Here is a 25,968-nt window from a genome sequence, read left to right as displayed (position 1 = left end):
GGTTCCACTTCCTCTCACAGGGAGTCGTCGTCGCCGACGAGGTCGTCGAGCGCCAGGGTGATCAGGCTCTCGGCGTCCATCGCGTCGATCGCCGGGCGGCTGGGCGCGTCGTTCGCGGACTGCTCCCGCTCGGGTCGCAGTCCGGCGAGTTCGAGCAGGCTGTCCAGCAGTCCGGCTTCGCGGAGCCTGGCCACCGGGAGGGCGGCCAGGGCGGCGCGGACGGTGTCCTCCTCGCGGGGGGCGTCGGCGGTGGACGGCGCCAGTTCGGCGGCGAGGTGGTCGGTGAGGGCGGCCGGGCTCGGGTGGTCGAAGACGAGGGTGGCGGACAGCCGCAGCCCGGTCGCCTCGTTGAGCCGGTTGCGGAACTCGACGGCGGTCAGGGAGTCGAAGCCGAGGTCCTTGAAGGGCAGCTCCGCCTCGAACTCCTCGGTCCCCAGCACCTCCCGGGCCTCGTCCCGTACCAGTGCCAGCAGGCGCGCGGTCCGCTCCTCGGGCGTACGGGCGGCCAGGTCGCGGCGGAGCGCCGCCGAGGCGACGGAGGTGGTGGCACCGGTACGGCGGGGCACCCGCACCAGACCGCGCAGCAGCGGGGAGACACGTCCGGCGTCCCGGGGGGCTCCCAGGTCCAGGCGGGCCGGCAGCAGGACCGGTTCCGCACGTCCCACCGCGGTGTCGAACAGCTCCAGGCCCGCCGCCGTGTCGAGGGCGAGGACGCCTCCGGAGGCCATGCGGCGCGCGTCGGTGTCGCCGAGGCGGTCGGCCATGCCGCCGCTGCCCGCCCAGGCGCCCCAGGCGAGCGAGAGTCCCGGCAGCCCCAGGAAGACCCGGTGCGCGGCGAGGGCGTCGAGGAAGGCGTTGCCCGCGGCGTAGGCGGCCTGGCCCGGACTGCCGAAGAGTCCGGCCGCGGACGAGAACAGCACGAACGCGGTCAGCGGGCGGTCCGCGGTGAGTTCGTGCAGATGCCAGGCGGCGTCCAGCTTGGGCCGCAGCACCGTGTCCAGCCGCTCGGGGGTGAGGGAGGTGAGGACGGCGTCGGCGAGGACACCGGCGGTGTGCACCACCGCGGTGACGGGGTGGTCGTCCAGGACGCGGGCGAGGGCGGCGCGGTCGGAGGCGTCGCAGGCGACGAGGGTGGCCTGCGCGCCGAGTGCGGCCAGTTCCTTGCGCAGGTCCCCGGCGCCGGGGGCGTCGGCTCCGCGGCGGCTGAGCAGGACCAGCCGCGTGGCGCCGTGCTCGGTGACCAGGTGGCGGGCCACCTCCCGGCCGAGCGCGCCGGTCCCGCCGGTGATCAGTACGGTGCCCGTCCAGTCGGCCGGGGTGTCCCCGTCCCGGCGCGGGGCGCGGACGAGGCGCGGGGCGCTCACCGTATCTTCGCGAAGGGCCAGTTGGGGCTCCCCGGACGCGACGGCGGAGGGCAGCAGGCGGCGGGAGGCGTCGGTGTCGTCGAGGTCGGCGAGGACGATCCGGTCGGGGTGCTCGGACTGGGCCGAGCGGATCAGGCCCCACACGGCGGCGGCACCCGGGTCGGTGACCGCCGCGGGATCGGGGCCGGTGGCTCCCCGGGTGGTGACGACCAGGCCGGTGCCGGCGAACCGCTCGTCGGCCAGCCAGTCCCGCACCACGGCGAGCATCCGCCGGGCGCCGGCCCGGATCTCCTCGGGGTCCCGTCCGCCGGGGTGCGGGACGACGAGGGTGTCGGGGGCCTGGGCGGCGGCCTCCGGCAGGCCGGTGACGGTCGCGACCTCGGCGACCTCCCCGGCCAGCGCGGCGGCCAGCTCCTCGTGGCCGGAGCCGAGGACGGCCCAGCGGCCGGCCTGGGGGGCGGTCGGCACGGCGACGGGCACCCAGTCCAGGGCGAACAGGTCCTCGTGGCCGCCGGAGGCGGCCGCGGCGATCCGTGCGGGATCGACCTCCCGCAGCGTCAGCGACGCGACCCGGGCCACGGGCCTGCCGCCGGGGTCGGCGGCGTCGATCCGTACGGCGCCGGAGCTCAGCGGCGCGATCCGCACCCGCAGGGCGGTCGCGCCCGCGGCGTACAGCTCGACACCGTTCCAGGCGAACGGCAGCGCCATGCGCTCCGGCGCCCCGGCGCGCAGTCCGACGGCGTGCAGCGCGGAGTCGAGCAGCGCCGGGTGCAGTCCGAAGGGGGCGCCGTCGGTGGTGACGGCGACCTCCGCGTACACCTCGTCGCCGAGGCGCCAGGCGGCGCGCAGTCCCTGGAAGCGGGGTCCGTACTCGGCGCCGAGTGCGGCGAGCCGTTCGTAGACGCCGTCCAGGTCGACGGGTTCGGCGCCGGGCGGCGGCCAGGTCGTCAGGTCGTGGGCGGGCGCCGGGTCGGCGGGGCGCAGTGTGCCGGTGGCGTGGGTGGTCCACGGGTCGTCGTCGGCCGCGGCGGCGTACACGGTGAAGGCCCGGGCGCCGGTGGTGTCCGGTTCGCCGACGGTGCACTGGAGGCGGACGCCGCCGTGCTCGGGCAGCACCAGCGGTTCGGCGACGGTCAGTTCCTCCACCGTGGGGCAGTCCAGCCGGGCCCCGGCGGCGAGGGCCATCTCGACGAACGCCGTGCCCGGCAGCAGCGGTACGCCGCCGACGGCGTGGTCGGCCAGCCATGGCTGGGCCGAGAGCGAGAGCCGCCCGGTGTGCAGGGCCGCGTCGGCGTCGGCGCGTTCGACGGCGGCGCCCAGCAGCGGGTGGCCGACGGCGGGCCCGGAGTGCCCCGGGTCGCCGGCCATCCAGTAGCGGTCGCGCTGGAAGGCGTAGGTGGGCAGGTCCGAGCCGTCGCGGTGGGGCAGCAGGTCCGTCCAGTCGACGGTGACGCCGTGCACGTGCAGCGCGGCGATCCCGGCGACCAGGGCCTCGGTCTCCTCGCGGTCCTTGCGCTGGAGCGCGACGACGGCCGCCGTGTCATCGGGCAGGCAGTCTCCGGCGGCGGCGGTGAGCGCGCCGCCGGGTCCGACCTCCGCGAAGTGCCGGGCGCCCGCGCCGTGCAGGGCGGACACCGCGTCGGCGAAGCGGACCGCCTCACGGGCGTGCCGTACCCAGTACTCGGCGGTGGAGAGTTCGTCGGGGGCGGCCGGGGCGCCGGTGAGGGTGGACACCAGCGGAATGCGCAGCGATCCGTACGAGAGCGACTCGGCGACCTCGCGGAACTCCTGGAGCATCGGTTCCATCAGGGCCGAGTGGAAGGCGTGGCTGACGGCCAGTTCCCTGCTCCGGTCGAAGCGGGCGGCGAGCGCGCGGGCCGGGCCGGCCGGGCCGGAGATCACCACGGAGGCGGGTCCGTTGACGGCGGCCAGGTCGACCCCCTCCCCCAGCAGCGGTGCGACCTCGTCCTCAGCCGCGCGTACGGCGATCATGACGCCGCCGTCGGGGAGCGCCTGCATCAGCCGTCCCCGGGCGGCGACGAGCCGGCAGGCGTCCTCGAGGCCGAGGACGCCCGCCACGTGGGCTGCCGCGAACTCGCCGACGGAGTGCCCGGCGAGCAGGTCCGGCCTGATGCCGAACGATTCGAGCAGCCGGAACAGGGCCACCTCGAAGGCGAACAGGGCGGGCTGGGTGTACTCGGTGCGCTCCAGCAGCTCGGCGGAGCCGAGGACGTCGCCGAGCGGCCGGTCCAGCAGCGGGTCGAGGTGGGCGCGGACCTCGTCGAAGGCGGTGGCGAAGGCGGGGAACGCGGCGCCGAGCCGGGTGCCCATGCCGGGCAGTTGGGAGCCCTGGCCGGAGAAGAGCAGGGCCAGCTTGCCGTCGGTCGCCGGGCCGGCCGTGCCGACGGGGGGCGTGCGTCCCTCGGCCAGCGCCCGCAGCCCGTGGGCCAGCTCCTCGCGGGTGTGCCCGACGACGGCGGCGCGGTGGCCGAGTGCGGTACGGGCGTGCGCGAGGGCGCCGGCGATCCGGTGCGGGTCGGCGTCCGGCCGGCCGGTCAGGTGGTCCAGCAGCCGCCCGGCCTGGGCCCGCAGTGCCTGGGGCGTGTGGCCCGACAGCAGCCACGGCACGGCACCCGCCTCGGGTCCGGCCGGCGGCGCGGCGGCGGGCGGTGCGACGGCGGGCGGCGCCTCCACGATCACATGGGCGTTGGTGCCGGAGATACCGAAGGAGGAGATGCCCGCGCGGCGCGGCCGGCCCGGGTCCGGCCACGGCAGGGACTCGGTCAGCGGACGGACGTTGCCGCCCTCCCACTCCACGTGCCGGGAGGGCCGGTCGATGCCGAGGCTGACGGGCAGGGTCTCGTGGCGGATCGCCTCGACCATCTTGATGACGCCTGCGACACCGGCGGCGGCCTGGGTGTGGCCCAGGTTGGACTTGACCGAGCCGAGCCACAGCGGGCGTTCCTCGGTGTGCTCCGCGCCGTAGGTGGCGATCAGGGCCTGCGCCTCGATGGGGTCGCCGAGGGTGGTGCCGGTGCCGTGGGCCTCGACCACGTCGACGTCGGCCGCGCCGACGCCCGCCGCCGCCAGGGCGCGGCGGATGACGCGCTGCTGGGCGGGACCGTTGGGCGCGGTGATGCCGTTGGAGGCGCCGTCCTGGTTGACGGCGGTGCCGCGGAGCACGGCGAGGATCGTCCGGCCGTTGCGGCGGGCGTCGCTCAGCCGCTCCAGCAGCAGTACGCCGGCGCCCTCGCCGAAGCCGGTGCCGTCGGCGGCGTCGGCGAAGGGGCGGCAGCGGCCGTCGCCGGAGAGGCCGCGGTGCCGGCTGAACTCCACGAAGGTGCCGGGGGTGGCCATGACGGTCACCCCTCCGGCCAGGGCGAGGGAGCAGTCGCCCTCGCGCAGCGCCTGCGCGGCCAGGTGCAGGGCCACCAGCGAGGAGGAGCAGGCGGTGTCGACGGAGAGGGTCGGCCCTTCCAGTCCCAGGGTGTAGGCGACCCGGCCGGAGACGACGCTGCCGGAGCCGAAGCTGCCGAAGTAGTCGTGGTACATGACGCCCGCGAAGACCCCGGTGTCGGAGCCGCGTAGGGTGGCCGGGTCGATGGAGGCCCGTTCCAGGGCCTCCCAGGAGGTCTCCAGCAGCAGCCGCTGCTGGGGGTCGGTGACGAGGGCCTCCTCCTCGTCCATGGCGAAGAAGGCCGGGTCGAAGTCGGCCGCGCCGTAGAGGAAGGAGCCGTGCCGGGTGTAGCTGGTGCCCGGCCGGTCCAGGGTCGGGTCGTGGAGGGTCTCGACGTCCCAGCCCCGGTCGGTGGGGAACTCCCCCACGGCCTCGCGCCCTTCGGCCACGAGGCGCCAGAGTTCCTCGGGGGAGGAGACGTCGCCGGGGAAGCGGCAGCCCATGCCGACGATGGCGATGGGTTCGTCGTCGGCGGCCCGGGCCGTGGCGGCGGGCGCCGCCCGGTCGAGGGCACCGGTCAGTTCGCCCAGCAGGTACCGGGCGAGCTCCGCCGGGGTGGGGTGGTCGAAGACCAGGGTGGCGGGCAGCCGCAGCCCGGTGGTGGCGGCGAGTTGGTTGCGCAGTTCGACGGCGGCCAGCGAGTCGAAGCCCAGCTCCCGGAAGGGCAGGGTGCGGCCGACGTCCTGGGCGGAGCGGTAGCCGAGGATGGTGGCGACCCGGCTCTGTACGAGTTCGGTGAGGAACGGCTCGCGCTCCGGCTCCAGCAGCCCCGCGAGCCGGTCGCGCAGCGAGTCCGCGCCACCCGTGGCCGCCTGGCCGGCGGTGGCACGGCGGACGGGGACCAGGCCGCGGAAGAGCGGGGCCAGGGCGTCCGCCTGGCCGCGCAGCGCCGCGGTGTCCAGCCGGAGCGGGAGGACCACGGGTTCGGTGCCGCGCAGGGCGGCGTCGAACAGGGCGAGTCCCTCCTCGGTCGGCAGCGGGGCGACACCGCCGCGGGCGATGCGTGCCCGGTCGGTCTCGTCGAGGGTGCCGGTCATGCCGCTGGCCTGGGCCCACAGGCCCCAGGCCAGGGAGTGCGCGGGCAGGCCGAGGGTGTGCCGGTGGACGGCGAGGGCGTCGAGGTAGGCGTTGGCGGCGGCGTAGTTGCCCTGGCCCGGGGAGCCGAGGGTGGCGGCGGAGGAGGAGAAGAGCACGAAGGCCGACAGGCCGAGGTCCGCGGTGAGTTCGTGCAGGTTCCAGGCGGCGTCGACCTTGGGCCGCAGGACCGCGTCGACGCGTTCGGGGGTGAGGGAGGCGAGTACGCCGTCGGCGAGTACGCCGGCCGCGTGGATCACGGCGGTCAGCGGACGTTCGGCGGGGAGTTCGGCCAGCACCCGGGCGAGGGCGTCGCGGTCGGCGGCGTCGCAGGCGACGCCGGTGACCTCGGCACCCAGCTCGGTCAGCTCGGCGATCAGGGCGGCGTCGGGGCCGCTCCGGCTGAGCAGCAGCAGGTGGCGCACGCCGTGGTGACCGGCCAGGTGGCGGGCGACGATGCCGCCGAGGGCGCCGGTCGCGCCGGTCAGCAGGACGGTGCCGGTGCCCAGGCCCGGGTCGGCGACGGTGGCGGCGGCCTCGGCGTCCGGTGCGTCGGCTCCGGCTGCCGTGTCCGGGGCGGGGACACGGGCCAGACGCGGCACGTACCAGGTGCCGTCGCGCAGCGCCAGGTGCGGTTCGCCGCCTGCGACGGCCTCGGCGAGGCGGTCCGGGCCGGGGTCCGTCCCGCTCTCCACCAGGACGATGCGGCCGGGGTTCTCGGACTGGGCCGAGCGGACCAGACCGCCGACCGCGGCGCCGGCCGGGTCGGTGCCGGTGACGACGACGAGGGTGCCGTCACCGTCCTGGTCGTCGGCGAGCCGGTCGCGCAGCCCGTCGAGGGCGGCGGCGACGGCAGCGCGCGTCTCGGCGGCGCCGGCGCCCGCGGGTGCGCGCAGCACCTCCCCGTCCCACGGTGCGGGCGCGGTCGTCGCCGGGGCCGGTGCGGGGATCCAGTCGACGCGGTGGAGCGCGCCGGACCCGGTGGACCGGGCGGCCGCGTCCAGCACGTCGGTGCGCAGCGGGCGCAGGGTGAGGGAGTCGACCGTGGCGACGGGGGCGCCGGCCGGGTCGGCGAGCGTGAGGGCGACGGTGCCCTCGCCGGTGGCGCGGACCTTCACGCGCAGTGCGGTGGCCCCGGTGGCGTGCAGCCGGACCCCCGACCAGGCGAACGGCAGCAGCGCCTGGTCTCCTGCGGCGTCGGTGAGTCCGACGGTGTGCAGGACGGCGTCGAAGAGCGCCGGGTGCAGTCCGAAGCCGTCGACGGGGGCGTCGGTGGCGACCTCGGCGTACACGGCGTCCGGGGTGCGCCAGGCGGTGCGCAGGCCCTGGAACAGCGGACCGTAGCCGAGTCCGAGGGCGGCGAGCTCGTCGTACAGGCCGTCGAGGGGAATCGGTTCGGCGTCGCGCGGCGGCCAGGAGGTGAGGGGTTCGACGACGGACGGGAGGCTGCCGGTCGAAGCGAGCAGGCCGTCGGCGTGCCGGGTCCAGGGCAGTTCCTCGTCCGCGCTCTCGGGGCGGGACCACAGGGTCAGCGGGCGGGTCGCGCCGTCGGGCGGGCCGACGACGGCCTGGAGCTGGACGGCGCCGTGGTCGGGCAGGACCAGCGGGGCGTGGAGGGTGAGTTCGGCCAGGTCTCCGTAGCCGACCTGGTCGCCCGCGCGCAGGGCGAGTTCGACGTGGCCGGTGCCGGGGAACAGCAGCCGGTCCCCGATCCGGTGGTCGTTCAGCCAGGGGTGGGTGCCCGCCGAGAGCCGGCCGGTGAGGACGGCCTCCTCGCTGCCGGCCCGTGCCATGGCGGCGCCGAGCAGGGAGTGGTCGGTGGCGGCGAGCCCGGCGGAGGTGACGTCGGCGCCGGTGTTGGTGCTGTCCAGCCAGTACCACTCGCGCTGGAAGGCGTACGCGGGCAGGGGGACGTGGCGGGTGCGGCGGCCCTCGGCGACCGCCGCCCAGTCGACTCCGGCGCCGTGGGTGAAGGCCTCGCCCAGGGCGACGAGCAGCCGGTCCCGGCCGCCCTCGTCGCGGCGGAGCGAGCCGACGGCGGCTACCGCGTCGTCGGTCTCCTGGATCCCGACGGTCAGCACCGGGTGCGGGCTGGACTCCACGAACAGGGTGTGGCCTGCGGCGACGGCACCGCGCACCGCCTGCTCGAACAGGACGGTGCCGCGGAGGTTGGTGTACCAGTACGCGGCGCCGAGTTCGGCGGTGTCGATCGGGGCGCCGGTGACGGTGGAGTAGAACGGCACGTCGGTGCTGCGTGGTTCGATGCCGGCCAGGTCCTCGGCGAGGCGCTCGCGCAGGGTCTCCACATGGGCACTGTGGGAGGCGTAGTCCACCGGCAGCCGTTTGGCCCGGACCTTCTCGGCGCGCAGCTGTTCGAGGAGTTCGTCGAGGGCGTCGGAGTCCCCGGAGACGACGGTGGAGGCGGTGCCGTTGACCGCGGCGACCGACAGCCGGCCGTCCCAGGCGGCGAGCCGGGCGCGGACCGCGTCGGCGCCCTCGCCCACGGACATCATGCCGCCCGATCCGGACAGCAGTTCCGCGATGGCCTGGGAGCGCAGCGCGACCACGCGGGCGCCGTCCGCCAGGGAGAGCGCCCCGACCGCGCAGGCGGCGGCGATCTCGCCCTGGGAGTGGCCGATGACCGCGGCCGGGGTGACGCCGTAGCCGCTCCAGGTGTGCGCCAGGGACACCATGACCGCCCACAGCAATGGCTGGACGACATCGACCCGGTCGAGCTCGCCGCGCAGTTCGGCGGCGAAGTCCCAGTCGGTCCAGGGCTCGAGGGCGGCGGCGCACTCGGCCATGCGGGACGCGAACACCGGTGAGGCGTCCAGGAGTTCCGTGGCCATGCCGGACCACTGCGAGCCCTGGCCGGGGAAGACGAAGACGGGCCTGGCCCGTCCGGTGGCGGTGCCTTCGGCGAGGTTGCGGGCGGTGTCGCCGTCGGCGAGCGCGGTGAGCGCCGCGCGCAGCTCGGCCGGGTCGCTGCCGGTGACCGAGGCTCGGTGCGCGAAGTGGGCGCGGCCGGTCGCCAGCGACCAGCCGACGTCCCGGGGGTCGAGTCCGGGGTGCGCGTCGAGGTGGCCGAGCAGCGCGGCGGCCTGTCCGGCGAGCGCGGCGGGCGTCTTCGCCGTCAGCAGCCACGGGACGGCGGGGCCCGGGGCGGTACCGGCGTCCGGCGTCACGGCGGACTCCGGGGCAGGCGGGGCCTGTTCGAGGATGACGTGGGCGTTCGTACCGCTGATCCCGAAGGACGAGACCCCGGCCCGGCGCGGCCGACCGGCCTGGGGCCACGGCCGCTCCTCGGTCAGCAGGCGCACCTGCCCGGCCTCCCAGTCGACCTTGCCGGACGGCTCGTCGACGTGCAGGGTCCTGGGCAGGCTGTCGTGCCGCATCGCCATGACCATCTTGATCACACCGGCGACGCCGGCGGCGGCCTGGGTGTGCCCGATGTTGGACTTGACCGACCCGAGCCACAGCGGCCGGTCCTCGGGCCGGTTCCGGCCGTAGGTGGCCAGCAGGGCCTGCGCCTCGATCGGGTCGCCGAGGGTCGTACCGGTGCCGTGCGCCTCCACCACGTCGACGTCGGCGGTGGTGAGGCGGGCGTTCTCCAGGGCCTGGAGGATGACGCGTTCCTGGGACGGGCCGTTGGGTGCGGTCAGGCCGTTGGAGGCACCGTCCTGGTTGACGGCGGTGCCTCGGACGACCGCGAGGACGGGGTGGCCGTTGCGGCGGGCGTCCGACAGGCGCTCCACCACCAGGACGCCGACGCCCTCGCCCCACACGGTGCCGCCGGCCGCGTCGGCGAACGCGCGGGTGCGGGCGTCGGGGGCGAGGGCGCCCTGCCGGCTGAACTCGATGAACGTCTCCGGCGTGGCCATGACGGCGACGCCGCCGACCAGCGCGAGGGAGGACTCGCCCTGGCGCAGCGACTGCCCGGCCAGGTGCAGTGCCACCAGCGAGGAGGAGCAGGCGGTGTCGACGGAGAGCGAGGGGCCCTCCAGTCCGAGGGTGTAGGCGACCCGGCCGGAGATGATGCTGCCGGAGCCGAAGCTGCCGAAGTAGTCGTGGTACTGCACGCCCGCGAACACGCCGGTCGGGGTGCCCTTGAGGGAGTGCGGGTCGATGCCGGCGTGTTCCAGCGCCTCCCAGGAGGCCTCCAGCAGCAGCCGCTGCTGCGGGTCGGTGACGAGCGCCTCCTTCGGGCTGATGCCGAAGAACGCGGCGTCGAACTCGCCCGCGTCGTAGAGGAACCCGCCCTCGCCGACGTAGGAGGTGTCGGGGCGCCGGCGGGCCGGGTCGACGACGCGGTCGACGTCCCAGCCGCGGTTGGCGGGGAACGGGGCGATGGCGTCGGTCCCGTCGGCGACCAGCCGCCACAGGTCCTGCGGTGTGCGGACGTCGCCCGGGTAGCGGCAGGCCATGCCGACGATCGCCAGCGGTTCGTCGGCACGGGCCCGTGCGGTGCGCCGGGTACGGGCCACGGTGCCGCCCGCTCCGGCGACCAGCGTGCCGAGGTGGACGGCGAGCGCCTCGGGTGAGGGGTGGTCGAAGACGAGGGTGGCGGGCAGCCGCTGCCCCGTCTCGGCGGACAGGGAGTTGCGGAGTTCGATCGCGGCGAGCGAGTCGAAGCCGAGGTCCTTGAAGGCCCGGTCGGTCTCCACGGTGTCGGGTCCGGCGTGACCGAGGACGGCGGCCACATGGCTGCGGACGGTGTGCAGCAGGGCCTCGGCCCGCTCCGCCTCGCCGAGGGCGGCCAGGCGTTCGGCGAATCCTGCGCCGATGCCCTCGGCGGCGGCCTCCCGGCGTACCGGGCGCCCGGCCAGGGTACGCAGGACGGGGGCGAGTTCGCCGCCCTGGGCGCGCAGCGCGGACAGGTCCAGCCGTACGGGGGCCACCGCGGGGCGGCCGGTGCGCAGTGCCCGGTCGAACAGGGCGGTGCCCTCGTCGGCGGACAGGGGGATCATCCCGCCGCGCGACATGCGGGCGAGGTCCGCCTCGTCCAGGTGGCCGGTCATGCCGCCGGTCGGGGCCCAGGGCCCCCAGGCCAGCGCGAGGCCGGGCAAGCCGTCGGCGACGCGGTGGGCGGCCAGCGCGTCGAGGCAGGCGTTGGCGGCGGCGTAGTTGCCCTGTCCGGGGGCGCCGACGGTGCCGGCGACGGAGGAGAACAGCACGAACGCGGCCAGGTCGTGGTCCCGGGTCAGCTCGTGCAGGTGGAGGGCGCCGAGCGCCTTGGGGGCGAGGACGGCGTCGAGGCGCTCGGGCGTCTGGGACGCCACCACGCCGTCGTCCAGGACTCCCGCGGCGTGCACCACCGCGGTGAGCGGACGGTCCCGTCCGATGCCGTCGAGGAGGGCGGCGAGGGCGTCCCGGTCGGCGACGTCGCAGGCGTGGGCGGTGGCGCTCGCGCCGAGCCCGGCGAGTTCGGCGACCAGGTCGCCGGCCCGGCCGCCGCGGCTGACCAGGGCGAGGTGCCGCACACCGTGGGCGGTGACCAGGTGCCGGGCGATGACGGCTCCGAGGCCGCCGGTCGCGCCGGTCAGCAGCACGGTGCCCTCGGGGTCGAGGACCGGGCCCGCAGCGTCCGTTCCCGGTTCCGCGCGGACCAGCCGTGCCGCACGGGCGGTGCCGGAGCGGACGGCCACCTGCGGCTCGCCGGTGGCGAGGACGGCGGGCAGCAGGGCGTCGGGGTCGGCGCCGGGTTCGAGGTCGAGCAGGACGAACCGGCCGGGGTTCTCCGACTGCGCGGAGCGCGCCAGGCCCCACACCGCCGCGCCGGCCAGGTCGGGCACGTCCTCGCCGGCGGTGGAGACGGCGCCCCGGGTGACGAGGGCCAGCGGCCGGACGTCGTCGTCCTGGAGGGCGGCGAGCGCGGTGTGCAGCGCGTCGCGTACCGTCGCCGCGTCCGCGCCGGACGGGATCTCCAACAGGCGGTGGTCGGCCGCGGGGGCGTCGGTGTCCAGCGCCAGCGGCTGCCAGTCGAGCACGAACAGCGACTCGGCGGCGGCGTCGCGCTGCCCGCTCGGCCGGGTCGGCGGACGGGAGGCCAGGGAGTCGACGGTGGCGACGGGAGCCCCGGTGGCGTCGGCCAGATCGACGGCGAAGGTGTGGTCGCCGACGGGTGTCATACGGGCCCGCAGGACCGAGGCGCCCACGGCGTGCAGGGTGACGCCCGCGAACATGAACGGCAGCCGGGCGGTGTCGTCACCGGAGCCGTCGCCGAGCAGGGCCAGGGAGTGCAGGGCGGCGTCGAAGGCGGCGGGGTGGAGGCCGAAGCGGGGGGCGTCCGCGGCCGGCCGCTCCGGGAGGCGCACCTCGGCGAAGACCGTGTCACCGTCCCGCCAGGCGGCGGTCAGGGCGCGGAAGACGGGTCCGTAGTCCAGGCCGGCGGCGGCGTGCCGCTCGTACAGGCCGGTGAGGTCGAGCTCTTCGGCGTCCTGCGGCGGCCAGACGTCCAGCCGGGTGCCGGGGGTCGCGGTGGTGTCGGTGAGCAGACCGGAGGCGTGCAGGGTCCAGGCGTCGTCGGCGGACGGGTTGTCGGCGCGGGCGTAGATCTGGACCGTGCGGGCCCCGGCCGGGTCGGGGGTGCCGACGGCGACCTGGACACGGACGCCGTCGGCGGGCGGCAGCACCAGCGGTATCTCCAGGGCCAGTTCCTCCAGCCGGCCGCAGCCGACCTGGTCGCCGGCGCGGACCGCGAGTTCCACCAGGGCGGTGCCGGGGACGACGACGGATCCGCCGACGACGTGGTCGGCGAGCCAGGGGTGGGTGCGCACGGACAGCCGGCCGGTCAGGACCGCGCCGTCGGAGTCGGCGAGCACGGTGGCGGCGCCGAGCAGCGGGTGGTCGGCGGGGTCCAGTCCGGCGGAGCCGACGTCGCCGACCGGGTCGGCCGTCTCGGGCCAGAACCGTTCGCGCTGGAAGGCCGTGGTGGGCAGGTCGACGGTACGGGCGCCGGTGAACAGCGTCTCCCATCGCGGCCCCGCGCCGTCGGTGTGCAGCTGGGCCAGGGCGGTGAGCAGGGTCTCGGGCTCGTCCCGGCCGCGGCGGGTGGCGGCGGCCAGGACGGCGTCGGGGCCGGCGGCCGCCTCGTCGGCCGGGGCCAGGCACTCGCGGGCCATGGCGGTCAGTACGGCGTCGGGGCCGATCTCCAGGAACCGGGTGACGCCCTCGGCGGCGAGGGTCCGGATCCCGTCGTGGAAGCGGACGGCCTCGCGCACGTGCCGTACCCAGTACTCGGGGGTGCCGAGGTCCTGGGTGGCGAGCCGGCCCGTGACGTTGGAGACCACGGGGACGGTCGCCCGGTGGAAGGCCAGGGACGACACCACGGACCGGAATTCGGCCAGCATGGGTTCCATCAGCGGGGAGTGGAAGGCGTGCGAGACCTTCAGCCGGCGGCTCTTCTCGAAGTGCGCGGCGACCGCCTCGGCCTCGGCGGCGTCGCCGGAGATCACGACGGAGTCCGGACCGTTGACGGCGGCGAGGCCGACCCGGCCGGTGAGCAGGGGGCGGACGGCGTCCTCGGTGGCGCGCAGGGCGATCATGGCGCCGCCCTCGGGGAGGGCCTGCATGAGCCGGCCGCGGGCGGCCACCAGCCGGGTGGCGTCCGCCAGGTCCAGTACGCCGGCGACGTGGGCGGCGGCGATCTCGCCGACGGAGTGGCCCGCGAGGTAGTCGGGGGTCAGGCCCCAGGACTCCACCAGCCGGTACAGCGCGACCTCGAAGGCGAACAGCGCGGTCTGGGTGCGGGCCGTACGGTTCAGCGGCTCGGGGTCGTCGCCGAGGACCAGCGCACGCAGCTCCCCGTCGCCGGACAGCTCGCAGATCTCGTCGAAGACGCGGGCGAAGACCGGGAAGTGCGCGTGCAGTTGTCGGCCCATGCCGGGGCGCTGGGAGCCCTGGCCGGTGAACAGGAAGGCGGTTCCGCCCTTGCGGACACGGCCGAACCCGGCGGCCCGGCCGCCCTCGGCGAGACGGGTCACGGCGTCGAGCAGCGTGTCCCGGTCGGCTCCGAGAACCACGGCCCGGTACGGGTGGGCGGTGCGGGTGACGGCCAGTGAGTGCGCCACGTCCACGGGGTCGGCGTCGGTGACGGCCGCGGCCAGGCGGGCGGCCTGCTCGCGCAGGGCCCGTTCGCTGCGGCCGGAGAGCACCCACGGCACCAGGGGCGGCGCGGTGCGGGGCGCGGGTTCCTCGGCGGGTTCCTCGGCGGGGGCCTCCTCCAGGATGGTGTGGGCGTTGGTTCCGCTGGCGCCGAAGGAGGAGACCGCGGCCCGGCGCGGGCGCCCGGGGTCGGCCCACGGGCGGTTGGCGGTGAGCAGGCGGACGTTGCCCTGGCTCCAGTCGACCTTGGAGGAGGGCTCCTCGGCGTGCAGGCTCCGCGGCAGCACGCCGTGCCGCATCGCCATGACGACCTTGATGATCCCGGCGACGCCCGCGGCGGCCTGGGTGTGGCCGATGTTGGACTTCACCGATCCCAGCCACAGCGGTGCGTCCTGCGGCCGGTCCTGCCCGTAGGTGGCGAGCAGGGCCTGCGCCTCGATGGGGTCGCCGAGCGTGGTGCCGGTGCCGTGCGCCTCCAGCAGGTCGACGTCGGCCGGGGTGAGCTGAGCGCCGGCCAGCGCGGCGCGCACGACCCGCTGCTGGGAGGGGCCGTTGGGGGCGGTCAGCCCGTTGGAGGCGCCGTCCTGGTTGACGGCCGAGCCCCGGACGACGGCGAGGACCTCGTGGCCGTTGCGCCGGGCGTCGCTCAGCCGCTCCAGCAGCAGCATGCCGGCGCCCTCGCCCCAGCCGGTGCCGTCGGCCGAGTCGGCGAAGGACTTGCAGCGGCCGTCCGGGGCGAGGCCCCGCTGGCGGCTGAAGGCGACGAACGCGTTGGGGGTGGACATGACCGTGGCGCCGCCCGCCAGAGCGAGGGTGCACTCCTTGCCGCGCAGGGCCTGTACGGCGAGGTGCACCGCCACGAGCGCCGACGAGCAGGCCGTGTCGACGGTGACGGCCGGGCCCTCCAGCCCGAGGGTGTAGGAGATCCGTCCGGAGATCACGGCGGCCAGTGCGCCGGTGCCGAGCGCCGCCTCGGAGTCCTGCGGCATCCGCGCCAGCAGGTCCCGGTAGTCCTGGCCGTTGGTGCCCGCGAACACCCCGACCCGGGCGCCGTGCACCGAGTCGGGGGCGATGCGGGCGCGTTCCAGGGCCTCCCACGACACCTCCAGCAGCAGGCGCTGCTGGGGGTCCATCGCGACCGCCTCCCGCGGGCTGATGCCGAAGAAGTCCGGCTCGAACCCCGCCGCGTCGTCCAGGAAGCCGCCGCGTGTGGAGTACGTCCTGCCCGTGGCGTCCGGGTCCGGGTCGTACAGCGCGTCGACGTCCCAGCCGCGGTCCCCGGGGAAGTCCCCGACGGCGTCGGTGCCGTCGTGGACCAGCCGCCAGAACTCCTCCGGGGTGGTGACCCCGCCGGGGAACCGGCAGCTCATTCCGACGACGGCGATGGGTTCCCGGTCCTGGGTCTCCACCTCGCGCAGCCGCTGACGGGTCTGGTGCAGATCGGCGGAGACCCGCTTGAGGTAGGAGAGCAGCTTTTCGTCGTTGGTCATCGGGTGTCGCCACTCCTGTGCGAAGAGGTGGACTGCGGGTGGGCCGGGGTGCCGTGCTGGGTCACGCCGAGCCGAGTTCGTTGTCGATGAACGCGAAGACGTCGTCGGCGGAGGCCTCTTCCAGGCGGCCGGTGACGGCCGCCGTGTCCTGGCCGAGGGTCTTGTCCAGGTCGTTGAGCAGGGTCTGCAGGCGGGTGGTGACCCGGCTCTGCTCCAGGTCCTCGGCGGTGAGGTCGCCCAGCCGGGCGGCGACCCGTTCGAGCTCGGCGACCACGGCGTCCACGGAGGTGTCCGCGCCGGCGAGCTCGGTGCCCAGGTATTTGGCGAGGGCGGCGGGGGTGGCGTAGTCGAAGATGAGCGTGGCCGGCAGCGGTACTCCGGCGGCACCGCTGATCCGGTTGCGCAGGTCGACGGAGGTGAGCGAGTCGAAACCGAGGTCGCGGAAGGCGCTCGCCGCTTCGACGGCTCCGGCGTCGGAGTAGCCGAGGACGGTGGCCGCCTGGCCGCAGACCAGGTCCAGCAGAGCGCGCTCGCGTTCCCCTCCGGTGAGTTGAGCGAGCTTCTCCGCGAAGCCGTCGGCTGCGTTCGCGCCGTCCGGCCCGCTCGTGGTGCGCCGGGCCTCGGGCAGTGCGGACAGCAGGGGGCTGGGGCGGGTCGCGGTGAACGCGGGGGCGAACACCGACCAGTCGACGTCGGCGACGGTGACGGTGGTGTCGCCGCCGTCCAGGGCGCGGCGCAGCGCGGTGAGGGCGGTGTCCGGGTCGAGCAGGGACATGCCCATCGCCCGGGCCGAGGCGCGCACCGTGTCGTGCGCCGCCATGCCGTCGCCGCCCCAGGGGCCCCAGGCCACGGAGGTGGCGGGCAGTCCCGCCGCGCGGCGGTGCTCGGCCAGAGCGTCCAGGTAGGCGTTGGCGGCCGCGTAGTTGGCCTGGCCCGCGCCGCCGACGGTGGCGGTCAGGGAGGAGAACAGCACGAACGCCGACAGGTCCGATCCGGTGGTCAGTTCGTGCAGGTGGCGGGCGGCGTCCGCCTTGGGCCCCAGGACGCGGGCGAACCGGTCGGCGTCCAGGGCGTCCAGGACGCCGTCGTCGAGGGCGCCTGCCAGGTGCACGACGGCCGTCAGGGGGTGCTTCGCCGGTACGGAGTCCAGCAGGTCGGCCACCGCGGACCGGTCGCCGACGTCGCAGGCGGCCAGGGTGACGCCGGTCCCGGTGGCGGTGAGTTCACGGACCAGGTCGGCGGCGCCGGGCGCGTCGGGGCCGCGCCGGGAGACGAGCAGCAGGTGGTCGGCGCCCTCGTCGGCGAGCCGGCGGGCGACGGCCGCGCCGACCGCGCCGGTGGCGCCGGTGACGAGCACGGTGCCGGACGGCTGCCAGGGGGCGCCCGCGCGGGCCGGGGCGTGCTCCAGACGGCGTCCGTAGGCACCGGATTCCCGGATCACGATCTGGTCCTCGCCGCCGGCGTCGCCGAGCAGCGCGGCGAGGCGGGCCACGGTCCGCGGCCCTGCCTCGGCGGGCAGGTCGAGGAGCCCGCCCCACCGGTCGGGGTGTTCCAGGGCGGCGACCCGGCCGAGGCCCCACAGCGCCGCCTGGGCGAAGCCGGTGACGGTGGCGCCGGCTCCGTGCGCGACGGCGTCCCGGGTGACGCACCACAGCGGGGCGTCGGCACCGGCGTCCCCGAGTGCCTGGACGAGGGCGGCGAGGGCGTCCGGCGGGGTCGCCGGGGCGGGCAGGTGGAGGATGCCGTCGGCCGGGGCCCGGTCGGTGAGCGCGGCGGCCAGTGCGGCGCGGTCGGCGGTGTCCGGCACGGTCAGGGTGTCGATGTCCAGCCCGTGGCTCCTCAGGCCCTCGATGACGGCGCGGGTCCACGGGTCGTCGGCGGTGGACTCGGGGACGACGGCCAGCCAGCTCCCGCCGCGTGCCGGGGTGGCGGAGGGAGCCAGCGGTTCCCAGGTGACCCGGTAACGCAGCCCGTCCGCCGCGGCGTGCGCCCGGCGGCGGCCGTGCCAGGTGGCGAGGGCGGGTACGACGGCGGCGACGGAGCGTTCGTCGTCGAGGCCGAGGGTGGCGGCGACGGCGCTGACGTCCTGCTCGCGCACCAGGTCCCAGAAGGGATCGCCGGCGTCGCCGCCGGACCCGGCTCCGGCCTGCCGCTCGGCCTGGAGGATGGGGGCGTCCTCCCAGTGCCGGTCCCGGCGGAAGGGGTAGGTGGGCAGGTCGACGGTGCGTCCGCCGGCGAAGACCGTCCGCCAGTCGGGGCCGGTGCCGGTGAGGTGGAGGCGGCAGAGGGCGTCGACAAGGGCTTCGTCCTCGGGGCGGTCGCGCCGCTGGGTGCCGATGGCGTCGGGGACCACGTCCTGCGCCATGGTGCTGAGCACCGAGTCGGGGCCGATCTCCAGGAAGCGGGTGGCGCCCTCGGCGGCGAGCGTGCCGACCCCGTCGTGGAAGCGGACGGCCTCGCGGACGTGGCGTACCCAGTAGTCGGCCCCGGCCAGGTCGTCGGCGATCCGGCCGGTGACGTTGGAGACGACCGGGAGCGTGGGCTCGTGGAAGGTGAGACCGGCCAGCACCTCGCGGAAGGGTTCGAGCATGGGGTCCATGCGGTGCGAGTGGAAGGCGTGCGACACCTTCAGCCGGGTGCTCTTCTCGGCCTGGGCGGCGACGGCGAGGACGGCCTCCTCGTCGCCGGAGACGACCACGGACCGCGCGCCGTTGACGGCGGCGATGTCGACGCCGTCGGTGAGGAGCGCGGTGACGTCGGCCTCGGTGGCGCGCAGGGACACCATCGCGCCCCCGGCCGGCAGGTCCTGCATGAGGCGGCCGCGGGCGGCGACCAGGGTGACCGCGTCGGCGAGGTCCAGCACTCCGGCGACGTGGGCGGCGACGATCTCACCGATGGAGTGCCCGGCGAGCAGGTCGGGGCGGACGCCCCAGTGCTCCAGCAGCCGGTAGAGGGCGCACTCGAAGGTGAACAGGGCCGCCTGGGTGTACACGGTGCGGTGCAGCGGCGCGTCGGCGCCGTCGGCGTCCTCGTCGAACATCACGTCGCGCAGCGGCCGGTCGAGGTGGGTGTCGAAGGCGGCGCAGATCTCGTCGAAGGCGGCGGCGAACACCGGGAAGGCGGCGTGCAGGGTGCGGCCCATGCCGGGGCGCTGCGAACCCTGTCCGGAGAAGAGCACGGCGAGGCGGCCGGGTTCGGGGGCCACGACGGGCGTACGGGTGCCGTCGGCGACCTCGCGCAGGGCGGCCAGCAGTTCGTCCCGGTCGCGTCCGGTGACGGCGGCACGGTGGGTGAACAGGGAGCGGGTGGTGGCCAGCGAGTGGCCGACGTCGTACGGGTCGAGGTCTCCGGCGGCCGACAGCAGACCCTCCGCCTGCCGCTGTACGGCGTCGGCTCCCTTGCCGGAGAGCAGCCAGGGCACGACGGGCAGTTCGGCGCGGTGGGGGGTGCTCGCGTCGGTCTCGACGGGCGGTGCCTCCTCCACGATGGTGTGCGCGTTGGTGCCGGAGATGCCGAAGGAGGAGATGCCGGCGCGGCGCGGCCGTCCGTCGCCGCCCCAGGGGCGGGGCTCGGTGAGCAGTTCGACGTCGCCCGCGCTCCAGTCGACGGCGGTGGTGGGGGTGCCGACGTGCAGGGTCCTGGGGAGGGTGCCGTGGCGCATCGCCATGACCATCTTGATGACGGCGCCGACTCCGGCGGCGGCCTGGGCGTGGCCCATGTTGGACTTGATGGAGCCCAGCCACAGCGGCCGGCCCTCGGGGCGGTCCTGCCCGTAGGCGGCGATGACGGCCTGGGCCTCGATGGGGTCGCCGAGGGTGGTGCCGGTGCCGTGGGCCTCCACCGCGTCGATGTGGTGCGGGGCCAGCTGGGCGTCGGCGAGCGCCTGCTGGATGACGCGCACCTGGGCCGGACCGCTGGGCGCGGTCAGGCCGTTGGAGGCGCCGTCCTGGTTGACGGCGCTGCCGCGGACGACGGCGAGCACCTTGTGGCCGTTGCGGCGGGCGTCGGACAGCCGCTCGACCAGGAGCATGCCCGCGCCCTCGGCCCAGGCGGCGCCGGCCGCGTCGTCGGAGAAGGAGTGGCAGCGGCCGTCGGGCGACAGGGCGCGGCGCTCGCTGAACTCGACGAACATCTCCGGGCTGGCCATGACGGCGGCCCCGCCCGCCAGCGCGAGGGAGCACTCCCCCCTGCGCAGTGACTGGACCGCCGAGTGGAGGGCGACCAGGGAGGAGGAGCAGGCGGTGTCCATGGTGACCGCCGGGCCCTCCAGTCCGAGGGTGTAGGCGATCCGGCCGGAGACGATGCTGCCGGAGATGGTGCCGCCGAGGTAGTCGTGGTGCATCAGGCCGACGAAGACACCGGTCGGTGTGCCCTTCACGGCCGCGGGGTCGATGCCGGCCCGCTCGAAGGCCTCCCAGGTGACCTCCAGCAGCATGCGCTGCTGGGGGTCGGTGCCGGGCGCGTCCTTGGGGCTGATGCCGAAGAAGGCGGGGTCGCACTCGGCGGCGTCGTACAGGAACCCGCCGTGGCGCACGTACGTCTTGCCGGGGGCCCCGGGCTCGGGGTCGTAGAGGGCGTCGACGTCCCAGCCCCGGTCGGTGGGGAAGTCGGAGACGACGTCGACGCCTTCGTCGACGACGCGCCACAGGTCCTCGGGGGTGCGTATCCCACCGGGGTAGCGGCAGCCCATGCCGATGACGGCGATGGGTTCGTGGTCCTGCTCCTCCAGCTCCCGTACGCGGCGACGGCTGCGCTCCAGCTCGGTCGTGGCCCGCTTCAGGTAGTCACGGAGCTTGTCGGCCGTGGCCGGGTCTTCCATCACAGGGCTCCCAGTTCGTTGTCGATCCTCGCGAAGAGTTCTGCGTCGCTGGCCTCGCCGAAGTCCTGCGGCGACTCGGGCGCGGCGTCGCGGGCGTCCTGCCAGCCGCGGAGCAGCGCTTCGAGGCGGGCGGTGACGCGGGCGTGGCTGCCGTCCTCGTCGGGCAGCGCGAGCAACGCCGCCTCGACGCGGTCCACGTCGGCCAGGGCGGACCGGGTGAGGTCGGCCGGGCCCGGGACCAGTTCGGTCTTGAGGTGGGCGGCGAGTGTGCGGGGCGAGGGCTGGTCGAAGACCAGCGTCGCCGGAAGGGTGAGGCCGGTGGCGCCCGCGAGGAGGTTGCGCAGTTCGACGGCGGCGAGCGAGTCGAAGCCCATCTCCTGGAAGGCGCGCCCGGGGTCCACCGACTGCGGTGAGGGGTGGCCGAGTACACGGGCGACGTGGGTGCGGACCAGGTCCAGCAGGGCGCGGTCGCGTTCGGTGTCGGGCAGGCCGGCCAGCCGTTCGCGCCAGGGTGCGGACGGGGGGCCGTCGGTGGCTCCGGCGCCGGGCGTGCGGGCCGCGGGGCGGACGAGTCCGCGCAGCAGCGCGGGGACGCCGTCCGGCCGGGCCCGTACGGCCGCGCCGTCCAGCCGGACGGGGACCACGAGGGCGTCCTCGGCGCCGAGGGCCGCGTCGAACAGGCGCAGTCCCTGGGCGGGGGCCAGGGGCGGCAGGCCGAGGCGGCGCAGCCGTTCCAGGTCGGCCGCGTCGATGCCGGCGCTCATGCCTCCGTCCGCTTCCCACAGGCCGTAGGCCAGGGAGACGGCGGGCAGGCCGAGGGAGCGGCGGTGGGCGGCGAGGCCGTCGAGGAAGGTGTTGGCGGCCGCGTAGTTGGCCTGGCCACCGCCGACGAGCAGACCCGCCGCGGAGGACAGCAGGACGAACGCGGAGAGGTCCGATTCGCGTGTCAGCTCGTGCAGGTGCCAGGCGGCGTCCACCTTGGGCCGCAGGACCCGCTCGACGCGGTCCGCGTCGAGGGAGGTCAGGACGCCGTTGTCGACGACGCCGGCGGCGTGCACCACGGCGCGGACCGGGTGCCGGTCGAGCAGGTCGGCGAGGTCGGCGCGGTCGGCGACGTCGCAGCGGGCGAGGGTGACCTCGGCGCCGAGCGTGGCGAGCTGGTCGCGGAGTTCGGCCGCGCCGGGGGTGTCCGGGCCGCGCCGGCCGGCCAGCAGCAGGCGGCGTACGCCGTGCTCGGTGACCAGGTGACGGGCGATCAGGGCGCCCAGGCCGCCGGTGCCGCCGGTGATGAGGACCGTGCCGTCCGGGTCCCAGCCGCGGGGGCCGCCCGGCTTGGCGCGGGCCAGTCGCGGCACGCGGACCTCGCCGTCGCGCACCACGGTCTCCGGCTCGCCGGAGGCCAGCGCGGTGGCGAGGGCGGCGTCCGGGGCGGCGCTGCCGTCGGTGCCGATCAGCAGGAAGCGGCCGGGGTTCTCGGCCGCGGCGGCGCGCACCAGGCCGAACAGCGGGGCGTGCGCGAGGTGGTCGTCGCGCAGCAGTACGGCGAGCCGGCGGCCGGTGAAGCGTGCGTCGTCGAGCCAGTGGCGCAGTCTCTCCAGGGTGGTGCCGACCAGCTCCCGGGCCCGCCGGGGCAGGTCGGCTCCGGCGACGGCGTCGGCGGGTACGGCCAGGACGACCGTGTCGGGCACCTCGCCCGCGTCCGCCAGTGCGGCGAGGTCGCGGTACCGGGGCGCGTCGAGTCCGGCGTCGGCTCCGCACACCGCCAGGCCGGACGGTGCCGGGTGCGCCGCACCGGTGACCGGGACGAGGTCGACCCGGTACAGGGGGTCGTCGGCGTCCGCGGTCAGCTGGTCGGCCGTGACGGGCCGGGCCACGAGACCGCGGACGGTGGCGACGGGCGTGCCGTGCTGGTCGGCAAGGTCGAGGCGTACGGCGTCGTTGCCTGCCGGGGACAGGCGCAGGCGCAGGCGGTCGGTGCCCGTCCGGTGCAGGGTGACGCCGCTCCAGGCGAACGGCAGCACGGCCTGCCCGCCGGGCAGGTCCAGCAGGTTGACGTGCAGGGCGGCGTCCAGCAGGGCCGGGTGGAGGCCGAAGGCGCCGGCCGTGGCACGTGCTCCGTCGGGCAGGGCGGCCTCGGCGTACAGCTCCTCGCCCCGGCGCCACATGGCGCGCAGCCCCTGGAAGACCTCGCCGTAGCCGTATCCGGTGCGGGCCAGCTGGGTGTAGAGACCGTCCAGGTCGACGGGTTCCGCACCGGCGGGGGGCCAGGTGCCGGGGTCGGCGGGCGGTGCCTCGTCGGCCGTGGTGGCCAGGAAGCCGCCGGCGTTGCGGGTCCACGGGGTGTCGGTGCGGCGGGACCAGACGGTCAGTTCACGGCGCCCGTCCCGCTCCGCGCCGACGGCGACCTGTACGGCCACGGAGCCGTGTTCGGGCAGGGTGACGGGGGCGTGCAGGGTGAGTTCCCCGACGGTGTCGCAGCCGGTCTGCGCCGCGGCCCGGAGCGCCATCTCGACGAACGCGGTGCCGGGCAGGAGGACGGTGCCGTGGACGGCGTGGTCGCCGAGCCAGGGCTGCGAGGACAGGGAGAGCCGTCCGGTGAGGACCGTGCCCTGGGTGTCGGGGAGTTCGGTCGCGGCGGTCAGCAGCGGGTGGCCGGTGGCCTCCTGTCCGAGTCCCTCGGCGTCGCCGGTGCCGCCCGGGGCGGCTTCGAGCCACAGACGGGTCCGGCGGAAGGCGTAGGTGGGCAGGTCGGTGCGCCGGGCGTGGTGCGGGGCGTGGAACGCCTTCCAGTCGACCCGCCCTCCGGCGGCGTGCAGCCGGGCCACCGAGGTGACGACGTCGTGCGTCTCGTCGCCGTCACGGCGCAGGCCGGGCACGCACACGCTGTCCGGGGGGAGGCATTCCGCGGCGGCCGAGGTGAGCGCCGCGTCCGGGCCGACCTCCAGGAACGCCCGGACGCCCAGGTCGTGCAGGGTGGCGAGGGCGGGGGCGAAGCGGACGGGGCGGCGGACGTGGTCCACCCAGTAGCCGGGGGTGGTGAGCTCGCCCGGGGTGGTGAGGACGCCGGTGAGGGTGGAGACCACCGGGATCCGGGGTTCCCGGTAGTCGCACCGGGAGGCGGCCTCGGCGAAGGCGTCCAGCATCGGGTCCATCAGCGGCGAGTGGAAGGCGTGGGAGACCGTGAGCCGCTTGGCGCGTTCGAAGCGTGCGGCGAGTGCGTCGACGGCCTCCTCGGTGCCCGAGACCACCACGGAGCGGGGGCCGTTGACGGCGGCGAGACCGACCCGCTCGTCGAGGTACGGGGCGACCTCCTCCTCGGTCGCCCGCAGCGCGGCCATGGCCCCGCCGGCCGGGAGCGCGGCCATCAGGCCGCCCCGGGCGAGGACGAGCGAGACCGCGTCCGGCAGGGAGAACACTCCGGCGACGTGGGCGGCGGCCAGTTCGCCGACGGAGTGGCCGGCCAGGTAGTCCGGCACCACACCCCAGGACTCCAGCAGCCGGTACAGGGCCACTTCGGTGGCGAAGATCGCGATCTGCGCGTAGTCGGTGCGGGTCAGCAGCGCCGGGTCGCCGTCGATCACCTCGCCGAGCGGACGCTCCAGGTGGGGGTCGGCGAGGGCGCACACCGCGTCGAACGCCTCGGCGTAGACCGGATGGGCGCGGTGCAGGGCACGGCCCATGCCGGGGCGCTGGGCGCCCTGGCCGGTGAACAGGAACGCCGTCCTGCCGCCGACCGGGGTGAGCGGACTCGCGGTGGCCAGGGCGTCCAGCAGGGCGCCGGTGTCCTGGCCGACGGCGACGGCCCGGTGCTCGAAGTGGGTGCGGGTGGTGGCCAGCGAGAGGGCGATGTCCGCCGGAGCGTCGTCGCGTCCGGTGAGGTGCTCGCGCAGGCGGGCGATCTGGCCGGCGAGTGCCTCGGGGCTGCGGCCGGTGACGATCCAGGGGACGGGTGTGGCGGCGATGGCGCTCGCGCGGGGTTCCGCCCCCGCGGGGGCGGGTGCCGTCCCCGTGCCCGGTTCCTCCTCCAGGGGGGCCTGTTCCAGCACGACGTGGGCGTTGGTGCCGCTGATGCCGAAGGAGGAGACGGCCGCGCGGCGCGGACCGCCGGTCTCGGGCCAGGGGCGTTTCTCCAGGGCGAGTTCGACGGCTCCCGCGTCCCAGTCGACCTGGTCGGTGGGGGTGTCGACGTGGAGGGTGGGCGGCACCTCTCCGTGGCGCATGGCCATGACCATCTTGACGACCCCGGCGACGCCCGCGGCGGCCTGGGTGTGGCCGAGGTTGGACTTGACGGAGCCCAGCAGCAGCGGCCGGTCGGCGGGGTGTTCGCGGCCGTACGTGGCCAGCAGCGCCTGTGCCTCGATCGGGTCGCCGAGCGAGGTCCCGGTGCCGTGCGCCTCGACCACGTCGACGTCGGCGGCGGTGAGGCCGGCACCGGCCAGCGCCTGACGGATGACCCGTTGCTGGGAGGGGCCGTTGGGCGCGGTCAGCCGGCTGCTGGCGCCGTCGGAGTTGACGGCACTGCCGCGGACGACGGCGAGCACCGGGTGGCCGTTGCGCCGGGCGTCGGCCAGACGTTCCACGAGCAGCATGCCGGCGCCCTCGCCCCAGCCGGTGCCGTCGGCGGCGGTGGAGAACGCCTTGCAGCGGCCGTCGGGGGCGAGGCCGCGCTGCCTGCTGAAGTCGACGAACGTCTCGGGGGTGGACATCACGGTGACCCCGCCCGCCAGCGCGAGGGAGCACTCGCCGGCCTGTAGCGCGCGCACCGCCCAGTGCAGGGCGACCAGCGAGGAGGAGCAGGCGGTGTCGACGGTGACGACCGGTCCCTCAAGGCCGAAGGTGTAGGCGACGCGCCCGGAGGCGATGCTCGCGGCGCTGCCGTTGGCGAGGTATCCGTCGAGGTCGTCGGGGACGGTGTCGAGGCGGGTGGCGTAGTCATTGTACATCACGCCGGCGAACACGCCGGTGCGGCTCCCGCGCAGGGAGGCCGGGACGATGCCGGCCCGCTCGAACGCCTCGAACGAGGTCTCCAGCAGCAGCCGTTGCTGCGGGTCCATGGCCAGGGCCTCGCGGGGGCTGATGCCGAAGAAGTCGTAGTCGAAGTCGGGGGCGTCGTACAGGAAGCCCCCGGTGCGTGCGTAGGTCGTGCCGGGCCGGTCCGGGTCGGGGTCGTACAGGGCCTCCACGTCCCAGCCGCGGTCGCCGGGGAACTCCGCCACGGCGTCGGTTCCCGTCGCCACCAGGTTCCACAGGTCCTCGGGCGAGGTGACACCGCCCGGGTAGCGGCAGCCGATGCCGACGACGGCCACCGGGCCGTGTGCGCGTTGTTCGTTCTCGCGCAGCCGGCGCCGTGCCTCCCGCAGATCCGCCGTCGTCCGCCTGAGGTAGTCGAGCAGCTGCTCTTCGTTGTTCACCAGCGCGCCATCCGATCGGGATCGAAAGTGGGCCTCGGTCCTGCGGACTGTCTCCGGACGGGATCCCGGTCCGCTTCCCCCTCCGTTGTCGGAGGCTAGGTACGGGGTGGTGGCGCCTGATACCCCTAGGGCCCCCAGGGGCCCGTGAGCCGGTACGGGGGGGGCCGCCGCCCCGGGCTGCCCGAACGGGCAGCCCGGCACGGAAACGTGACCGGGTCCGTGGGCGACGCGGCCCGATTCCCTTCTCTAC

The 25,968-nt window shown here is 76.0% G+C and carries 3 protein-coding genes; all 3 read right to left on the bottom strand.

Annotation, left to right across the window (positions count from 1 at the left end; genetic code table 11):
- Positions 1–14: 14 nt before the first annotated feature.
- The 3 genes from SACTE_RS27715 to SACTE_RS27705 all read right to left on the bottom strand — a co-directional run bounded on the left by SACTE_RS27715 (position 15) and on the right by SACTE_RS27705 (position 25,718).
- Positions 15–15,488: a type I polyketide synthase gene (locus tag SACTE_RS27715; protein WP_014049322.1), complete on the bottom strand. Its 15,474-nt coding sequence runs from the start codon at positions 15,486–15,488 to the stop codon at positions 15–17.
- A gap of 61 nt (positions 15,489–15,549) precedes the next feature.
- Positions 15,550–20,307, bottom strand: a complete 4,758-nt coding sequence (locus SACTE_RS27710) for a type I polyketide synthase (protein WP_014049321.1) — start codon at positions 20,305–20,307, stop codon at positions 15,550–15,552.
- Entirely contained in the window at positions 20,307–25,718 is a 5,412-nt protein-coding gene (locus SACTE_RS27705) for a type I polyketide synthase (protein WP_014049320.1), read from the bottom strand. The genes SACTE_RS27710 and SACTE_RS27705 overlap by 1 nt, the downstream gene beginning before the upstream one ends.
- Between the last annotated feature and the right edge of the window lie 250 nt (positions 25,719–25,968).

Origin of the sequence: Streptomyces sp. SirexAA-E, assembly GCF_000177195.2 — a bacterium.
In the GTDB taxonomy this organism is placed as follows: domain Bacteria; phylum Actinomycetota; class Actinomycetes; order Streptomycetales; family Streptomycetaceae; genus Streptomyces; species Streptomyces flavovirens.
Note: the sequence above shows the minus strand (reverse complement) of the source record. Positions and strands in the feature narration are given on the sequence as shown.